The sequence below is a fragment of the Exiguobacterium sp. s141 genome, assembly GCF_018618085.1.
Taxonomy (GTDB): Bacteria; Bacillota; Bacilli; order Exiguobacteriales; family Exiguobacteriaceae; genus Exiguobacterium; species Exiguobacterium mexicanum_A.
Map to the genome: position 1 here is coordinate 184,369 of NZ_JACSLJ010000002.1, position 16,887 is coordinate 201,255.

Sequence of the window (16,887 nt, forward strand, 5' to 3'; positions counted from 1 at the left end):
TGATAGAATAATAAATGAATGAACCATCATTCATTTTTATGCAGCGGTAAGGAGCTTGGGTGTTTATGACAAAGAATGGATCAAAAAGTGACCGCATTATCGATGCGGCAGTGAAAGTGATTGCGGACCATGGCTATCACGGTGCAAAGGTGACGGCCATCGCCAAAGAAGCGGGCGTCGCCGACGGAACGATTTATCTGTACTTCAAAAACAAGGAACATCTGTTGATTGAATTGTTCCAGACGAAGATGGGCCTGTTCATCGACTACTCGAAACAACAGATCGAGCGGGAGACGACGGCCGGCGACAAGCTGTATCAGTTGATTGAGTCGCATTTGAAACAACTATCGGCCGATTACGACCTCGCCGTCGTGACGCAAATCGAGCTCCGGCAGTCGAATTTGGCGCTCCGCCAAAAGATTAGCGAAGTACTCAAACCGTACTTGAACTTAATTGACACGGTCGTACAACACGGGATCGACACCGGCGAATTCGATCGCGAACTCGACTATCGCCTGGCTCGCCAGATGATTTTCGGCACGATCGATGAAGTGGTCACGAGTTGGATGGCGAGCGGCTTCAAGTATGATTTGATGTCGACGCTACCGAAAGTACACCATATGTTAAAAAAAGGGCTTGCTTAACCGTAAGCCCTCTCGCTAGCTCAAAAAATGAACGCTGATTCATGAATGATGGTGCGAACAACTTATAAGGGGGAACTACGATGAATATTTTTGTGTTGCTGAAGCGTACGTTCGATACAGAGGAAGCGATTCAGCTCGAGAATGGGGAAATTCAAGAAGACGGCGCTGAGTTCATCATCAACCCGTATGACGAATATGCGGTCGAAGAAGCCATCCGTAAACGTGACGATCTCGGGGGAGAAGTCACGGTCGTGACGGTCGGACCAGAAGACGCGGACAAAGAACTTCGGACGGCGCTCGCGATGGGTGCGGACAAAGCGGTCCGCATCTCAATCGAGGATGACGTCGAGGACGCAGACCATGTGACGATTTCGAAAGTGCTCGCCACGTACTTGAAAGAGCAAGCGCCAGATCTCATCTTCGCAGGGAACGTCGCCATTGACGGCGGTAGCGGCCAAGTCGCACCACGTGTCGCTGAACTGTTGGACATGAACTACGTGACGACGATCACGAAACTCGATATCGACGGCGCGACAGCGACGGTCACACGCGACGTCGAAGGGGACACTGAAGTGATCGAAGTGGCGCTCCCGCTCCTCGTGACAGCGCAGCAAGGATTGAACGAACCGCGTTACCCGAGCCTTCCAGGCATCATGAAGGCGAAGAAGAAGCCACTCGAAGAACTCGAACTGTCGGACATCGACCTCGATGAAGACGAGATCGAAGCGAAAATCGAGACGATCGAACGTTTCTTGCCAGAAGAGAAGAAAGCTGGGCGCATCCTTGAAGGGGATACGTCGTCACAAGTGAGCGAGCTCGTTCAATTACTTCGCACGGAAGCCAAAGTCATTTAAGGGGGACACATAGATGAAAGCTCTAGTACTCGCAGAAGCGCGTGAAGGCGCGTTACGGAACGTATCATTTGAAGCAATCGCCGCAGCGAAGCAATTGACGGACGACGTGACGGCGGTCGTCATCGGGGATGATGTCAAAGCACTCGCCAATGAACTCGGGGAATACGGCGCGGGACGCGTCCTCGTCATCGAAGACGAGCGTCTCAAACACTATACGCCAGACGGTTACGGACAAGTGCTCCGCCAAGTCATCGACCAGGAGTCGCCGGACATGATCGTCCTCGGTCATACCGCACTCGGAAAAGATATCGCACCGAAACTTGCGGCTCGTCTGGACGCCGGCCTCATCAGTGACGTCGTCTCGATTGAAGGATCTGGCAAAGACGCCGAGTTCGTCCGCCCGATCTATTCAGGGAAAGCGTTCGAGAAAGTGAAATTCAAAGACTCGGTCATGTTCTTCACGATCCGTCCGAACAACATCGACGCTCTTCCGCGTACGGCTGGAGCGAGTGTGTCGGTCGAGACACCGAGCGTTGAGCTCAAGGACCTCGCCATGATCGTCAAAGAAGTCGTCCGCAAGGCGACGGGGAAAGTCGATTTGACGGAAGCGAAAGTCATCGTCGCCGGTGGGCGCGGCGTCAAGAGCGAGGACGGCTTCAAGCCGCTCGAAGAGCTCGCGGAATTGCTCGGCGGGGCCGTCGGTGCTTCACGTGGAGCATGTGACGCCGACTACTGTGACTACGCGCTACAAATCGGGCAGACCGGGAAAGTCGTCACGCCGGACTTGTATATCGCCTGCGGCATCTCTGGGGCGATCCAACACTTGGCCGGGATGAGCAACGCCAAAGTCATCGTCGCCATCAACAAAGACCCGGAAGCGAACATCTTCACCGTGGCCGACTACGGCATTGTCGGTGACTTGTTCGACGTCGTCCCGCTCTTGACGGAAGAGTTCCGCAAACACCTCGTCAATAGCTGATATGCAGAATGTTTGGGGAAACGTACCCTCCGTGGTATACTCTGAACATGAAATGCATGAGAGTTCTTAATCGGCTCTCACATCTTACTGGGGAGGTATTTACCAAATGGCTATTAAACACGCAACGACTCAAACATTCGAACAAGAAGTAAAAGAGGGCGTCGTCCTCGTCGATTTCTGGGCAGCTTGGTGTGGACCGTGCCGCATGATCGCACCGGTACTCGAAGAGCTTGACCAAGAGATGGGCGACCAAGTCCAAATCGTTAAACTCGACGTTGACGAGAACCCAGAAGTAGCGGGCGCTTTCCAAATTCAAAGTATCCCAACACTTATGATGTTCAAAGACGGACAACCTGTTTCGAAAACAATGGGCTTCCAACCAAAAGAAGCACTCAAAGAGTTTATCGCAACAGCACAATAATCACGTACAGCCGACCGGGGAACTAGTCGGCTGTTTTTTGTTGGGCTCGTTAGGGAAGAAGGAGTTTAGTCGTTTCGCATGGAATAACAACGGTTAAGGTTCAGTACGGATTTAGCGGGGAATCCGGAAAAATCACTATCTGAAAACGGATACATACGACGCTTGATCAGATTTTTTTTCGTCGCTTTTTGTCGACTATCTTCATATTTAACAGTTCGGGAATTTTTGAGGAGACTGGAAAATGCGGCAAGGTTTTATCATGGAAACAGACTGAAAATTTACGCTATACTCATGAGGAAGACATGATGGCGTCAAGTGACCTTAATAATTGGCCCATCGTTTGTAAGACTCTGTTCGAAGGAGGAATTTTCTTGTCGGTGTTACATTTAGCTATCTTATTGCCGCTTCTCGCGGCACCGTTCATCCCGTTCTTGTTCCGGGCGCTGAAGCGAATCCATACGGGTTGGTTCGTGTTAATCGTTCCGGTCGTCCTGTTCGTGTACTTCTTCCGCTTCATCGGAATCACGAGCGCAGGGGACGTCGTGACGGAGACGGTCGAATGGATGCCATCGCTCGGCATCAACTTCACGGCCTACGTGGACGGGCTCGGATTATTGTTTGCCCTCCTCATTACAGGGATTGGAGCGCTCGTCGTCCTCTATTCGATTTACTATTTGAATAAAGACAAAGAGTCGCTCGGTCATTTTTATGTGTACCTGCTCTTGTTCATGGGTGCGATGCTCGGTGTCGTCCTCTCGGATAACATGGTCGTCATGTACATGTTCTGGGAACTCACATCGATTTCGTCGTTCCTGTTGATCGGGTATTGGTACGAGAAAGAACGCTCACGCTACGGGGCACGTAAGTCGATGCTCATCACCGTGTTCGGGGGCTTGTCGATGCTAGGGGGGATTGTGATCCTCGAGTCGATCGTCGGCTCATTCAGCATCCGCGACATGGTCGCCAATCAGGCACTCATCGCCGACAGCCCGTTCTTTATCGCGGCGATGATTCTCATCTTGCTCGGCGCCTTCACGAAGTCAGCGCAATTCCCATTCCACATCTGGTTGCCGGATGCGATGGAGGCACCGACCCCGGTCAGTGCGTACCTCCACTCGGCGACGATGGTCAAGGCCGGTCTCTATCTCGTCGCACGGATGAGTCCGGTGTTCCAAGAGTCGTCACTCTGGCTATGGATTATTGCCTCGGTCGGGACGTTCACGCTCTTCTGGGGTTCGTTCAACGCGGTCAAACAGACCGATTTGAAGGGGATTCTTGCCTTCTCGACGGTCAGTCAGCTCGGTCTCATCATGTCGCTTCTCGGCCTCGGGGCCGCGGCGCTACATTATGACGGCATGGATGACAACATCTATATGGTCGCAACGATCGCGGCAATCTTCCACTTGATCAACCATGCGACGTTCAAAGGGTCGCTGTTCATGATGGTCGGGATCGTCGACCACGAGACGGGGACGCGTGACATCCGTAAGCTCGGCGGTCTGATGACCGTCATGCCGATCACGTTCACGATTGCCGTCATCGGCTCGTTGTCGATGGCAGGATTGCCGCCGTTCAACGGCTTCCTCAGTAAAGAGATGTTCTTGAAGGCAACCACGAAAGTGTTCTCGATGGACTTCTTCGCGCTCGATACGATCGGCATCTTGATCCCGGTCGTCGCGTTCATCGCGAGCGTGTTCACATTCATCTACAGCTTGATTATCTTCACCCGGACGTTCATGGGCAAAGCCCAGTTCGACCGGTTACCGAAACAGCCGCACGAGGCACCGATCGGGATGCTCATCTCGCCAGCGATTCTCGCTATCCTCGTCGTCGTTCTCGGTTTCGTACCGAACGTGTTGTCGAACTCGCTCATCAAGCCGGCCGTCGAGTCGATCTATCCGACGCTCGTCGCGAGCGGGCAGGACGTGAAAGTCGACATCTACTTCTGGCATGGCATCACACCTGAGTTGCTTATGACGATCGGTATCGTCCTGCTCGGGACGCTCATGTTCTTCACGATCAACAAGTGGATGGGCATCTACAACCATATCCCGCATCGCTTGACGCTCAATGGCATGTACGACGGGACGCTCGTCTGGTCGAACAAGGCGGCGTATCGCTTTAAAGACAACTATATGACGGGCTTCATCCGCTCGTATTTGGTGTACATCTTCTTGTTCTTGTCAGGCATGATGTTGTTCTCGATGTATCGCTTCGACTTATTCGACTTCTCGTTCGGCGAGATGGAACCTGTCGCACCGTATGAATACGTCCTCGGGGCGGTCGTCATCTTGGCATCGCTCGCGATTCTGTTCATGCGTTCGCGTCTGCCGTCGATCATCTTGCTCGGTGTCGTCGGGTATTCGGTCGCGTTGTTCTTCGTCTTTTTCAATGCACCGGACCTCGCGTTGACGCAGCTCGTCATCGAGACGGTATCGGTCGCGTTGTTCTTGCTCGTCTTCTACCATATGCCGGAGATCAGCAAGAAAGAAGTGCGTGTTAAGTTTAAAATCGAGAATGCGATTGTCTCGATTTTCGTCGGGGTGACGGTGACGCTCCTCAGCTTCATGGCGCTATCGAACCGTTCCCTGTCGTCGATCTCCGAGTATTATAAAGAAAACGTCTATGATTTGGCAGCCGGGAAAAACATGGTCAACGTCGTCCTTGTTGACTTCCGTGGCTTTGATACGTTGTTCGAGATCGTCGTCCTTGCCATCGCGGCCATCGGGATTTACACGATGATCAAATTCAGAACGACAGAACGTACGAAAGGAGCACGTGAACATGAACCGAAAAAATGATCAAGTCAATGACGTCATCTTACAGACGGCCGCGGTGATCATCTTTTTCATCATCATCGTGTTCTCGATTAACCTCTTCTTCGCCGGGCACTACTCGCCGGGCGGAGGGTTCATCGGTGGTTTGATGACGGCCGCGGCGCTCGTGTTGCTGTTGCTCGCCTTCGATTCGAAGACGCTCGCTGACGTGCTCCCGTTCGATTATCGCAAGATGACGGCGCTCGGTCTCGCCATCGCGTTACTGACGTCGCTGCACAGCATCTTTTGGGACCGTCCGTTCCTGACGCACGCCTATGACAAATTCGATTTGCCGCTCTTGGGCGAACAGACGCTTCACACGGCGATCGCCTTTGACCTTGGCGTTTACCTTGTGGTCATCGGTGTGACGATGACGATCATTCAAACGATTGGAGAGAGTGAATAATGGAAATCTTCGTTAGCATCATCATCGGTGTCCTGACGATGAGCGCGGTCTATATGATTCTCTCAAAGAGTTTGTTGCGCATCATCATCGGCACCGGGTTGCTCAGCCACGCTGCCCACTTGCTCGTCTTGACGATGGGTGGACTGAAAACCGGAGCGGCACCCGTCCTCGTCGATGGGGTCACGGAATATACTGACCCGCTCCCGCAAGCGCTCGTCTTGACGGCGATCGTTATCAGCTTCGGGGTGACCGCGTTCTTCCTCGTGCTCGCGTATCGGGCTTACCAGGAACTGAACACGGATAATATTGAGGAAATGAAAGGAACGGAATCGAATGATTAACTTACCGATCTTTCCGATTGTCATCCCGGCGCTTGCGGCCATCTTTCTTCTCTTCGCACCGAAGCAAGTTCGTCTGCAACGCGGAGTGGCACTCGGGGCTTTACTTGTAACGTTTGCAGTGACGGTGCTGCTCATCTTCACCGTGTCTCAAGACGGCATTATGACCGTCAACTTAGGGAACTGGCCGGCACCGTTCGGCATCACGCTCGTCTCGGACATGCTGTCGGCACTACTCGTCGCCACGTCGACGTTGCTCGTCTTTTTCATCGTCTGGTTTGCGACCCATTACTTCTCAGACGCCTATGAATCGAACTACGTCTACGTCGCGATGCTGTTCCTCCTCGTCGGGGTGAACGGTGCCTTCACGACAGGCGATATTTTCAACTTGTTCGTCTTCTTTGAAGTCTTCCTCATCTCGTCGTACGTATTGATCGTGCTCGGCGGGAAGGGCGTCCAGTTACGCGAGTCGATCAAGTATTTGCTCGTGAACGTCATCGCCTCGGCGCTGTTCGTCATGGCCGTCGCGCTTCTTTACGGGACGGTCGGTACGCTCAGTTTGGCGGACCTCGCGCAAAAGATTCCGCTCGTGGAGAATCAAAGCGTCATCACCGTCATCGGTGTGTTCTTCGTCATCGTCTTCGGCTTGAAAGGGGCACTCGTGCCGCTTCATTACTGGCTCCCGGGCTCGTATGTCGTGGCGCCGACACCGATTCTCGCCATGTTCGGGGCGCTGTTGACGAAAGTCGGCGTCTACTCGATCTTGCGGACGTATACGCTCCTGTTTGATGGTGGAAGTGCGTTCATGCAGAACTTCTTGATTATCCTTGCCGTGTTGACGATCGTCATCGGGATGATCGGGGCGATCGCCTATAACGACGTCAAGTTGATCATCATCTACAACATCATGATCGCCGTCGGCGTCATCTTGTACGGAATCGCACTCAACACGCAGACGTCGCTCGAAGGGGCGCTCTACTATTTGATTCATGACATGTTGATCAAGGCCGCCTTGTTCATGCTCGTCGGGATGATGATCGGCATCACCAAGTCCGGTCAACTGCGCGACATGGGCGGTTTGATCACCCGCTTCCCATTGTTCGGTTGGACGTTCTTCATCGCAGCGTTGTCGCTCGCCGGGATTCCGCCGCTCAGCGGATTCTTCGGGAAACTTTTGATCGTTCAAGGCGGGGTCGGGGAAGGCAGCCTGTTCGGGCCGCTCCTCATCTTGCTGTCGAGTCTGTTCGTCCTCTTCTCGGTCATCAAAATCTTCTTGTACGGATTTTGGGGAGAAGAGAAACGAGTCTATGACGGTCCGCTCGTGCCGTATATGAACCGCCTCATCGTGCCGACGTTCTTGCTCGTCGCCGTCGCCGTCGCCTACGGGTTTGGTGCCGAAGCGATGCATCCGTTCATTACCCAGGCAATCGAACCGCTCGTGCAACCCGAAATCTATATCGATGCCGTGATTAAGGAGTGATTTAGAGATGGCTTACCAACTACTCATCAACTTTTTCCTGGCGTTCATTTGGATGTTCTTCACGGGTACGTTCACGACGAGCGGATTCATCATCGGTTACTTGCTCGGGTTACTCGTCATCTTCATGATGCGCCGCTTCTTCAAAAACACGGACTTTTATTTCACCCGTGTCTTGAAACTGTTTAAACTGTTCTTGATTTTCTGTCGCGAACTCGTCGTAGCCAACATCGAAGTGCTCCGGCTCGTCTTGAGCCCGAAACTAAAAATCCAACCGGGCATCTTCCGGTATCACACCGAACTCGATGCCGGTTGGAAAGTGAGTTGGCTATCGATGCTCATCACGCTGACACCAGGTACGCTTGTCGTCCAAGTGTCAGACGACAATAAGACGCTCTACATCCATGCGCTCCATATGCCGGATAAAGAGTCGCTCAAACAAGACATTTACGATAACTTTGAGTCGAACATCAAGGAGGCGACCAGCTAATGTTAAATATTATTATTTACGTCGCCCTCGCCATCCTCGTGCTCGCCATGCTCGGTATGCTGTACCGGGTCGTCAAAGGGCCGACGACAGCGGACCGAGTCATCGCCCTCGACTCGATCGGCATCGGGTTGATCTCGGTCGTGTCGTTGTTATCAATTTTGCTCGATACGACGATGTTCTTCGAGGTCATCCTCTTGCTCGGGATTTTAGCCTTTATCGGAACGGTGGCGTTCTCGAAATTCCTCGAGAAGGGAGAGATCATCCAACATGACCGCAACAATGATTTATGACATCTTGACCGGTGTCTTCACGATCATCGGGGTGTTCTTCACCGTCGTCGCGGCGATCGGTCTGATCCGGCTCCCGGACATCTATTCCCGCGCCCATGCGGCCTCGAAGAGTGCGACGCTCGGCGTCATGTTCGTCCTGTTCGCGGCGCTCTTGCACGTCTGGGTCGACCAGCGCATCTTTGACGCACGGCTTCTGCTCGGACTGTTCTTCGTCTTATTGACGGCGCCGGTCGGCAGTCACTTGGTGGCCCGCGCGGCCCATTCTCAAGGTGTCCCGCTTTGGAAGAAATCGCTCCAAGATGCACTTCGAGAAGATAAGGACAAAGGAATCGAATGACGAAAGGCTCTTCCATCGCACGATGGAAGAGCCTTTTTTAGATGATGTACGAGATATCGGACGCGGACGTCGGATACGCGAACTCCAAGTGTTTGACGTGTTGATGGGTCATATTGTTTTGTATAATAAACGAGAACAGGTTGATCAGTTCCGGCGCGTGTTGCCCAATCAAGTGGGCGCCGAGCACATGACCGTCCTTGCTTAACAATATGCGGGAGAACGCCGTCGTGTCGTTGATCCGCTCATACGTGAGGAAATGGGACAAGTCGTTGTCTTTACATTCATAGTCGATGCCGCGCGCTTTCACCTCCTCGACCGTCAGCCCGACCTTGGCGATCGGTGGTGTCGTGAAGACGACCGTCGGGGCGGGACGCTCGGGGAGCGGACGCGTGTTGTTGCGGAGCAGGTTGAGCGCGGCGATGCGTCCTTCCTGCCCCGCAAACGGGGTGAGGGCCGGGTTGCGGCTCTTGGCGACGTCCCCGGCTGCATATACGTTCGCATTCGTCGTCTGCAGGAACTCATTGACGAGGACGCCGCCGTGGTCGGACTCGATACCGGCTGCGTCCAAACGGAGCCGTTCGATGCTCGGAATTCGCCCGGTGGCGTTAAGGACGACGCCTTCGAGGGTAGAGTCATTTGATAACGTCAGCACGTCCCCATCCATCCGGACGGGCTCGATGCCGTAACGGACATCGATGCCGATCCGAATCGTCTCATCGACGAGACGTTTGACGACTTTGCGATCGAATTGTTTAAGTGCCCGCGATCGGATGAGGAGGGTCACCTCGCTCCCGAAGCGGCGGAGGATATGAGCGAACTCGAACGCGATATAGCCGGCCCCAATGATGATGACGTGTTTTGGCAAGTCGTCGAGGTCGAAAACGTCGTCGCTCGTGATGGCCAAGTCGCCACCCGGGATGTCGAGCGGTCGCGGAATGAGGCCTGAAGCGATTAAAAACTGATGCGCCGAGATTTCATGCCCATCAATGACAATCGAGTCTTCATCGATGAAATGGGGTTCGCCTTCGAACAAGTCGATGTCGTGCTCTTTCCAATGATGCATCTTCGTCGTCGGGATGGCGAAACGATACTCGTCGATACGCCGTTTAAAGGCGTGCCAATCGAGCGTGAGCTCGCCGTGGACACCGAGTGATTTCATCCGTTCCGTACGGGCAATGAGCTCTGCTCCTTCCGCGAGCATCTTTTTCGGGTCACATCCGCGTTGCGGACACGTCCCGCCGAACGTCCAATTCTCGACGATGGCAATTTGTTTACCGGCGTCGCATAATACGTTAGCGGCTTGGCTCGCTGCCGAGCCGCTGCCGATGATGATGACATCGTACCGTTTCATAACAAAACCCTCCCTCTGAGACTTCATCAAAATTTTTCCCGTCTGGAAGGAACTTAAACTGAGGTGATTGAATTTGAGTCATTCTGACCACATTAAACATAAATTGGCGCTCCTCCCGGACGAGCCCGGCTGTTACTTGCATAAGAACGAGTACGGCGAGATCATTTACGTCGGGAAAGCGAAAAATCTGAAAAACCGGGTCCGGTCTTATTTTACCGGGGCGCATGACATCAAGACGATGCGCCTCGTCGCTGAGATTCGCGACTTTGAGTATATCGTCACGGCGAGCGAACTCGAGGCGCTTCTGCTCGAGATGACGCTCATCAAAAAGCATGACCCGAAATACAACATCCGTCTCAAAGACGACAAGTCGTACCCGTACATCAAGATCACGAACGAGCCGTACCCGAGGTTACTCACGACGCGGAAGCTGAAGCGGGACGGCGGCTTCTATTTCGGCCCGTACCCGAACGCCTATGCCGCCAACGAGACGAAGCGGTTGCTCGATAAACTGTATCCGCTCCGGAAATGCCAACCGATGCCGCGCAAGCTCTGTCTGTATTACCATATCGGGCAGTGCCTCGGACCTTGCGAGCTCGCCGTCGACACGGACGAGCAAAAAGAGATCGTCCATGAAATTCGCCGCTTCCTGAACGGGGAGACGAGCGAAACGCTCGCCAAGCTCCAAGTCGACATGGGACGAGCGGCCGAAGACATGCAATTCGAACGAGCTGCTGAGCTCCGTGACCAAATCCGGGCCGTCGAGTCGATTATGAACAAACAGAACATGATCACGGCCGACCCGACAGCACGCGATGTCTTCGGCTATACGCTCGACCGCGGCTGGATGTGCGTCCAAGTGTTCTATATGCGGGGCGGCAAGATGATCGAGCGCGACGTATCACTGTTCCCGCTCCACGGCGAGCCGTCCGAGGAGCTCGAGAGTTTCATCGTCCAGTTCTACGAGCAGAACGTATTGCCGAAGGAAGTGCTCGTCCCCGAGATCGTCCGCATCGATTTATTGAACGAGGCGATCGGGACGAAAGTGATGCAACCGAAGCGCGGCGCGAAGCGACAGCTGCTCGACTTGGCGACGAAAAATGCGGGCATCGCCTTGAACGAGAAGTTCGAGTTGCTCGCCCGCGACGAAGAGCGGACACTCCTCGCCATGCGTGAACTCGGTGAGGCGATCGGCATCCCGAACTTGTCGCGCGTCGACATCATCGACAACGCGAACATCCAAGGGGCGGACGCCGTCTCGGCACTCGTCGTCTTCGAAGACGGGAAGCCGCTCAAGAAGGAATACCGGAAATACAAGATTCGTACCGTCCAAGGACCGGACGACTACGAGACGATGCGAGAGGTCGTCCGTCGTCGGTTCCGTCGCCTGTTGACGGAAGAGAAGCGTCTACCGGACTTGCTGTTGATTGACGGGGGCATCGGGCAATTGAACGCCGCCCTCGACGTCCTGCAGAACGAGTTCGGGCTCGACTTGCCGGTCGGGTCGCTCAAAAAAGATGACCGTCACCGGACGAGCCAACTCTTGTTCGGGGAAGGCGGCGGGGTCGTCGAACTGAATTCGCGCTCGAGCGCGTTCTATTTGCTCCAACGTATGCAAGACGAGGTCCACCGCTTCGCCATCACGTTCCACCGCAGTTTGCGGACGAAGAAGATGACGAAGTCGGTGCTCGATGATATCCCGGGCGTCGGGCCGAAGCGGCGTCAGCAGTTGATCCGCCATTTCGGCTCGATGAAACAAATCCGCCTCGCCTCGCTCGAACAGTTGAAGGAAGCAGGCCTGCCCGAGAAGTTGGCCGAGACCGTTTTGCAATACGTTCATGAGGAGACGGACGAATGAGTCGAGGGGCATCCTCCGAGATGCCTGCCATCATCCGTCCGGTCGTCGAGGCGTTCATCGAGCGGGTCGACGGTGTGCTCCCATCGCTTGAGCACCTCTATTTGCATGGGTCGGCCGCGATGGGAGGGTTTCATCCGGATCATAGCGACCTTGATTTTCTGATTGTCACGAGTCGTCCGCTAACGCTTGAAACAAAGGTGGGACTGACACGTCTCTGTCTTGAGTCATCGAACGAACCCTATCCGATTGAGTTGAGTGTCCTTACAGTGGGTGACCTGACAGCTTGGAGGCACCCGAGTCCATTTGATTTTCACTACAGCGAGGGTTGGCGTTCGCGTTTCGAATCGGCGCTTCAAACGGGGGAAATAGCGACCATACAATCCGGAATGACCGATCCCGACTTGGCCGCCCATATAAAAATCACTAGCGAGCGAGGCATCGTGCTCTACGGTCGTCCGCTCAAGGACGTAATCATCGGCTTCAATGAAGTCGACTATCGAGATGCCATCCTGTTTGATGCGCGAGACTGTCTCGATTCGATCCACGACACGCCGATGTATAGTGTGCTCAATCTGACGCGTGTCCTGGCGTATTGTTCCGACGACCTCGTCTTATCGAAACAGGAGGCGTTTGAGTGGTCGACAGCGAAAGGCTTCTCGACCGATGTGTTACCGACAATCGAGAAAGCGGCAGCGGCTTACGCCGGGAATGATGTAAGCTTCATAGCAGATGAACTGAATGTCTTCCGAGACTTCGCCCGGGACCACCTTCAACACATATAAAAAGAGCCGATGCGGTCAGTTCGCATCGGCTCTTCGTCATTCATACGTATCTTTTCGGTCTAGTTGGACGGTGATTTGGACGGCCTGGCGCGCCACATCGGCGTAGCCCTCGGCGACGCATTGGAAACGACCGGCAATTTGTTCGGCTAAAAAGCCAGCCTCAAGCTGGAAGTAGCCGGTTGCCTTTTCTTGGGTCGCAGGCGGGGGAAGTAGTTCGAACAAGAACTTATTTCCTTTTTCTTTCAAGAGCGTCAATTGCCCCCAGCCAGCCTCCATAAAGAAGGCGCTCAGTTCGTCATTCGTCATGACCGGGAACTTGCGTGCGACCCGTTTGCCCGACCAATAGATGACTTGGGCGTAATCGTCCCCGAGCAAATCCGTCAACACATAATCGCGAAGCAGTTCGATCGCGAAAGTGGGTTGGCTCATCGTTTCCATCTTCTTCCATCACTCCATTCTCTCTATACCATTATAACGACGATTCGCCTTTTGGTCACCGGGTATTTTGCAAAAGAATGTGGCACAAATCGGTCGGGTTGTCTTGTCATACAAATTTCACAAGAGTAGAATAGGAGACAGAAAGCTATATTTGCATTTGAAAACGCTTTTATTTACAAAACGAGCCAAGGGCTCGTGAAAAGGGGGAACTAGAATGGCAGCGCGTCGTGACTATTTCAGTCGTAAAGTCCATTCGCTACTTGGGGTCATCCCAATCGGCTTGTTTTTGATCGTTCACTTGTCGGTCAACTACTATATCGTCGATGGGGTGGAGTCGTTCAACAAGGCAGCAAAATTTATGGAGAGCTTACCGTACTTGTATTTCCTTGAAGTGACCATCATCGCTTTGCCGATGATCTTCCACGGAGTGTATGGCGTGTATTACGCGTTCCTCGGTTCGATTAACACGAACCGTTACTCATACGCCCGTAACTGGATGTACATGCTCCAACGCTTCACGGGCGTCTTCCTCGTCATCTTCATCGCATGGCACGTTTGGGAAACGCGCTTGGCGAAGTTGCGTGGCGTCGAAGTGAACGCGGAGATGATGCAAAACATCGTCGACAATCCGCTCATGCTCATCTTCTACATAGTCGGGATCCTCTCGGCTACGTTCCACTTCGCGAACGGTCTCTGGTCGTTTGCCATCACGTGGGGGATCACACAGTCGCCTCGTTCACAGCGCTTCATGAGCTATGTCTCAGGCGTCGTCTTCTTGGCACTATCTTTTGTCGGCATCCGTTCTATCTTGACGTTCGCGGGCATCTTGTAATTAGGGGGAAAAGTTCATGGCAAATCAAAGTTTGATCGTCATCGGTGGCGGTCTGGCTGGACTCATGGCGACAATCAAGTCGGCTGAGATGGGTGTTCCGGTAAAACTATTCTCGCTTGTACCGGTCAAGCGTTCACATTCAGTTTGTGCACAAGGCGGCATCAACGGTGCCGTCAACACGAAAGGGGAAGGGGATTCTCCTTGGCAACACTTTGATGACACGGTCTATGGGGGCGACTTCCTCGCCAACCAACCGCCGGTCCAAAAGATGGCGGAAGCGGCACCGAAGATCATCCACATGTTCGACCGCATGGGCGTCATGTTCAACCGGACGCCAGAAGGTCTTCTCGACTTCCGTCGTTTCGGCGGCACGCTCCATCACCGTACGGCTTACGCCGGTGCGACGACGGGGCAACAGCTCCTGTACGCACTAGACGAGCAGGTTCGTCGCTACGAGGCGCAAGGTCTCGTCGAGAAGTATGAAGGCTGGGAGTTCCTCCGGGCCATCATCGATGAAGCAGGTGTGTGCCGTGGTGCGGTCTGTCAGGATTTGCGCTCGATGGAAATTAAAGCGTTCCCATCGGACGCGGTCATCCTCGCGACAGGCGGCCCGGGTGTCATCTTCGGCAAATCGACGAACTCGGTCATCAACACCGGCCAAGCGGCTGGAGCGGTCTATCGTCAAGGGGCGGTCTACGCGAACGGTGAGTTCATCCAAATCCACCCGACGGCGATTCCAGGGGACGACAAACTTCGTCTCATGAGTGAATCGGCGCGCGGTGAAGGCGGACGTGTCTGGACGTATAAAGACGGCAAGCCATGGTACTTCCTTGAAGAGAAGTATCCGGCCTACGGAAACCTCGTGCCGCGTGATATCGCGACGCGTGAAATCTTCGACGTCTGTGTCAACCAAAAGCTCGGCGTCAACGGCGAGAACATGGTGTACCTTGACTTGTCGCATAAAGACTCGAAAGAGCTCGACATCAAACTCGGCGGCATCCTTGAGATTTACGAGAAGTTCGTCGGCGACGATCCACGCAAAGTCCCGATGAAGATTTTCCCGGCCGTTCACTATTCGATGGGCGGACTATGGGTCGACTATGATCAGATGACAAACATCCCAGGCTTGTTCGCAGCCGGTGAGTGCGATTACTCGATGCACGGTGCGAACCGTCTCGGGGCCAACTCGCTCTTGTCTGCCGTATACGGCGGGATGGAAGCCGGTCCGGCGGCCGTTCACTATATGCGCGGTCTCGACCAGGCGACAGAGAGCGTGCCAGAAGCGCTCTTTAACTTCAACGAACGTGAAGAAATCGAGCGGTTCAACGATATCCTCGCGATGGACGGTACGGAAAACGCGTATCAAATCCACCGTGAGCTCGGCGAACTCATGACCGACAACGTCACGGTCGTTCGTTACAACGACAAGCTCGAGGCGACGGACCTCAAACTCCGTGAGCTTCGTGAACGCTATAACAACATCTCCGCGACCGACACGGCTCGCTGGAGCAACCAAGGGGCATCGTTCATCCGACAACTCGACCACATGCTCGACCTCGCGCGCGTCATCACGCTTGGCGCGTTGAAACGCGACGAGAGCCGTGGTGCTCATTACAAACCGGACTTCCCGGAACGTGATGACGACAAGTTCATGAAGACGACGATGGCACGTTACAACGCAGGGGAAGTCGATATCTCGTATGAAGAGATCGACGTTTCGTTAATCCCGCCGCGCAAACGGGATTACTCGAAGAAAGGGGCGAAGACGAAATGACGACGCCGATGCAATCTGAACAAAAAGATATTCGTTTTATCATTGAACGCCAGGACGGACCGGACCAAGCCGCTTATACGGAAGAGTTCACCGTCCCGTACCGCCCGAACATGAACGTCATCTCGGCGTTGATGGAAATCCGCCGAAACCCGGTCAATGCGAACGGGGACAAGACGACACCAATCAACTGGGATATGAACTGTCTCGAGGAAGTGTGTGGTGCCTGCTCGATGATCATCAACGGCAAGCCGCGCCAATCGTGTACGGCGCTCGTCGACAAGCTCGAACAGCCGATCCGCCTTGCTCCGATGAAGACGTTCCCGGTCATCCGTGACCTTCAAGTCGACCGTCAGCGCATGTTCGACGCGTTGAAAAAAGTGAAGGCATGGGTTCCGATCGATGGAACGTACGACCTCGGACCAGGACCGCGGATGCCAGAGAACAAACGTCAATGGGCGTATGAACTATCGAAATGTATGACGTGCGGTGTCTGCCTCGAGGCGTGCCCGAACGTCAATGACAAATCGAGCTTCATCGGACCGGCCGCCATTTCGCAAGTCCGTCTCTTCAACTCGCATCCGACTGGCGCCTTCCACGCGGAGGACCGTCTCGAAGCGCTCATGGAAGATGGCGGCCTCGCACAGTGCGGGAACGCGCAAAACTGTGTCGAAGTTTGTCCGAAAGGTATTCCACTCACGACATCAATCGCCGCGATGAACCGTCAGACGACGCTTCACTCGTTCAAATCGTTCTTCGGTAGCGACAAAGGCCGCACCGGTTCTGCGGTCGAGGCGTAAGGG

The 16,887-nt window shown here is 54.1% G+C and carries 18 protein-coding genes; 16 read left to right on the top strand and 2 right to left on the bottom strand.

All coding sequences use genetic code 11. The features are described 5' to 3' along the window. Positions 1-65: 65 nt before the first annotated feature. The 11 genes from KNP74_RS05465 to mnhG all read left to right on the top strand — a co-directional run bounded on the left by KNP74_RS05465 (position 66) and on the right by mnhG (position 9,052). Positions 66-644, top strand: coding sequence for a fatty acid metabolism transcriptional regulator FadR (locus KNP74_RS05465; protein ID WP_214763772.1), 579 nt, complete (start codon positions 66-68; stop codon positions 642-644). An 80-nt stretch (positions 645-724) separates the two neighbouring features. Further along, positions 725-1,498 carry an electron transfer flavoprotein subunit beta/FixA family protein gene (locus KNP74_RS05470; protein WP_214763773.1) on the top strand — a complete coding sequence of 258 codons (774 nt, stop codon included), beginning with the start codon at positions 725-727 and terminating at the stop codon, positions 1,496-1,498. A 13-nt stretch (positions 1,499-1,511) separates the two neighbouring features. Further along, positions 1,512-2,477 carry an electron transfer flavoprotein subunit alpha/FixB family protein gene (locus tag KNP74_RS05475; RefSeq protein ID WP_034776767.1) on the top strand — a complete coding sequence of 322 codons (966 nt, stop codon included), beginning with the start codon at positions 1,512-1,514 and terminating at the stop codon, positions 2,475-2,477. Positions 2,478-2,583: 106 nt separating this feature from the next. Next, entirely contained in the window at positions 2,584-2,898 is a 315-nt protein-coding gene (gene trxA / locus KNP74_RS05480; protein ID WP_021066822.1) for a thioredoxin, read from the top strand. 371 nt (positions 2,899-3,269) lie between these two features. After that, entirely contained in the window at positions 3,270-5,699 is a 2,430-nt protein-coding gene (locus KNP74_RS05485; protein ID WP_214763774.1) for a Na+/H+ antiporter subunit A, read from the top strand. Next, positions 5,683-6,120, top strand: a complete 438-nt coding sequence (locus KNP74_RS05490; protein ID WP_138859774.1) for a Na(+)/H(+) antiporter subunit B — start codon at positions 5,683-5,685, stop codon at positions 6,118-6,120. Before KNP74_RS05485 ends, KNP74_RS05490 begins: the two co-directional genes overlap by 17 nt. Then, a complete protein-coding gene (locus KNP74_RS05495; RefSeq protein WP_021066825.1) occupies positions 6,120-6,461 on the top strand; it encodes a Na(+)/H(+) antiporter subunit C in 342 nt (113 codons plus the stop codon). Before KNP74_RS05490 ends, KNP74_RS05495 begins: the two co-directional genes overlap by 1 nt. Beyond that, positions 6,454-7,938, top strand: coding sequence for a Na+/H+ antiporter subunit D (locus KNP74_RS05500; protein ID WP_138859773.1), 1,485 nt, complete (start codon positions 6,454-6,456; stop codon positions 7,936-7,938). The genes KNP74_RS05495 and KNP74_RS05500 overlap by 8 nt, the downstream gene beginning before the upstream one ends. A 7-nt stretch (positions 7,939-7,945) precedes the next feature. Then, positions 7,946-8,425, top strand: coding sequence for a Na+/H+ antiporter subunit E (locus KNP74_RS05505; RefSeq protein WP_034776777.1), 480 nt, complete (start codon positions 7,946-7,948; stop codon positions 8,423-8,425). Further along, positions 8,425-8,715, top strand: a complete 291-nt coding sequence (locus tag KNP74_RS05510) for a Na(+)/H(+) antiporter subunit F1 (protein ID WP_114165745.1) — start codon at positions 8,425-8,427, stop codon at positions 8,713-8,715. The genes KNP74_RS05505 and KNP74_RS05510 overlap by 1 nt, the downstream gene beginning before the upstream one ends. Continuing rightward, entirely contained in the window at positions 8,693-9,052 is a 360-nt protein-coding gene (mnhG, locus tag KNP74_RS05515; RefSeq protein WP_034776781.1) for a monovalent cation/H(+) antiporter subunit G, read from the top strand. The genes KNP74_RS05510 and mnhG overlap by 23 nt, the downstream gene beginning before the upstream one ends. Before the next feature lie 37 nt (positions 9,053-9,089). Here mnhG and KNP74_RS05520 read toward each other — a convergent pair whose 3' ends face one another. Beyond that, positions 9,090-10,403: a dihydrolipoyl dehydrogenase family protein gene (locus KNP74_RS05520; protein ID WP_214763775.1), complete on the bottom strand. Its 1,314-nt coding sequence runs from the start codon at positions 10,401-10,403 to the stop codon at positions 9,090-9,092. Between the two features lie 73 nt (positions 10,404-10,476). Here KNP74_RS05520 and uvrC point away from each other — a divergent pair, with 73 nt between their 5' ends. Continuing rightward, positions 10,477-12,261: an excinuclease ABC subunit UvrC gene (gene uvrC, locus KNP74_RS05525; RefSeq protein ID WP_138859769.1), complete on the top strand. Its 1,785-nt coding sequence runs from the start codon at positions 10,477-10,479 to the stop codon at positions 12,259-12,261. After that, a complete protein-coding gene (locus KNP74_RS05530) occupies positions 12,258-13,043 on the top strand; it encodes an aminoglycoside adenylyltransferase domain-containing protein (protein ID WP_214763776.1) in 786 nt (261 codons plus the stop codon). The genes uvrC and KNP74_RS05530 overlap by 4 nt, the downstream gene beginning before the upstream one ends. Positions 13,044-13,079: 36 nt before the next feature. Here the strand turns inward: KNP74_RS05530 and KNP74_RS05535 are convergent, their stop codons facing one another. Further along, positions 13,080-13,472: a YslB family protein gene (locus KNP74_RS05535; RefSeq protein ID WP_232939140.1), complete on the bottom strand. Its 393-nt coding sequence runs from the start codon at positions 13,470-13,472 to the stop codon at positions 13,080-13,082. Positions 13,473-13,695: 223 nt separating this feature from the next. Between KNP74_RS05535 and KNP74_RS05540 the strand changes: the two genes are divergently transcribed. From KNP74_RS05540 to sdhB, 3 genes are read left to right on the top strand one after another with little or no spacing between them, the layout of a single operon-like run. Beyond that, a complete protein-coding gene (locus KNP74_RS05540; protein ID WP_034776788.1) occupies positions 13,696-14,313 on the top strand; it encodes a succinate dehydrogenase cytochrome b558 subunit in 618 nt (205 codons plus the stop codon). Between the two features lie 16 nt (positions 14,314-14,329). After that, positions 14,330-16,087: a succinate dehydrogenase flavoprotein subunit gene (gene sdhA, locus KNP74_RS05545; RefSeq protein WP_034776790.1), complete on the top strand. Its 1,758-nt coding sequence runs from the start codon at positions 14,330-14,332 to the stop codon at positions 16,085-16,087. Positions 16,088-16,095: 8 nt separating this feature from the next. Further along, positions 16,096-16,884, top strand: coding sequence for a succinate dehydrogenase iron-sulfur subunit (gene sdhB, locus KNP74_RS05550; RefSeq protein ID WP_200881496.1), 789 nt, complete (start codon positions 16,096-16,098; stop codon positions 16,882-16,884). Positions 16,885-16,887: the final 3 nt, after the last annotated feature.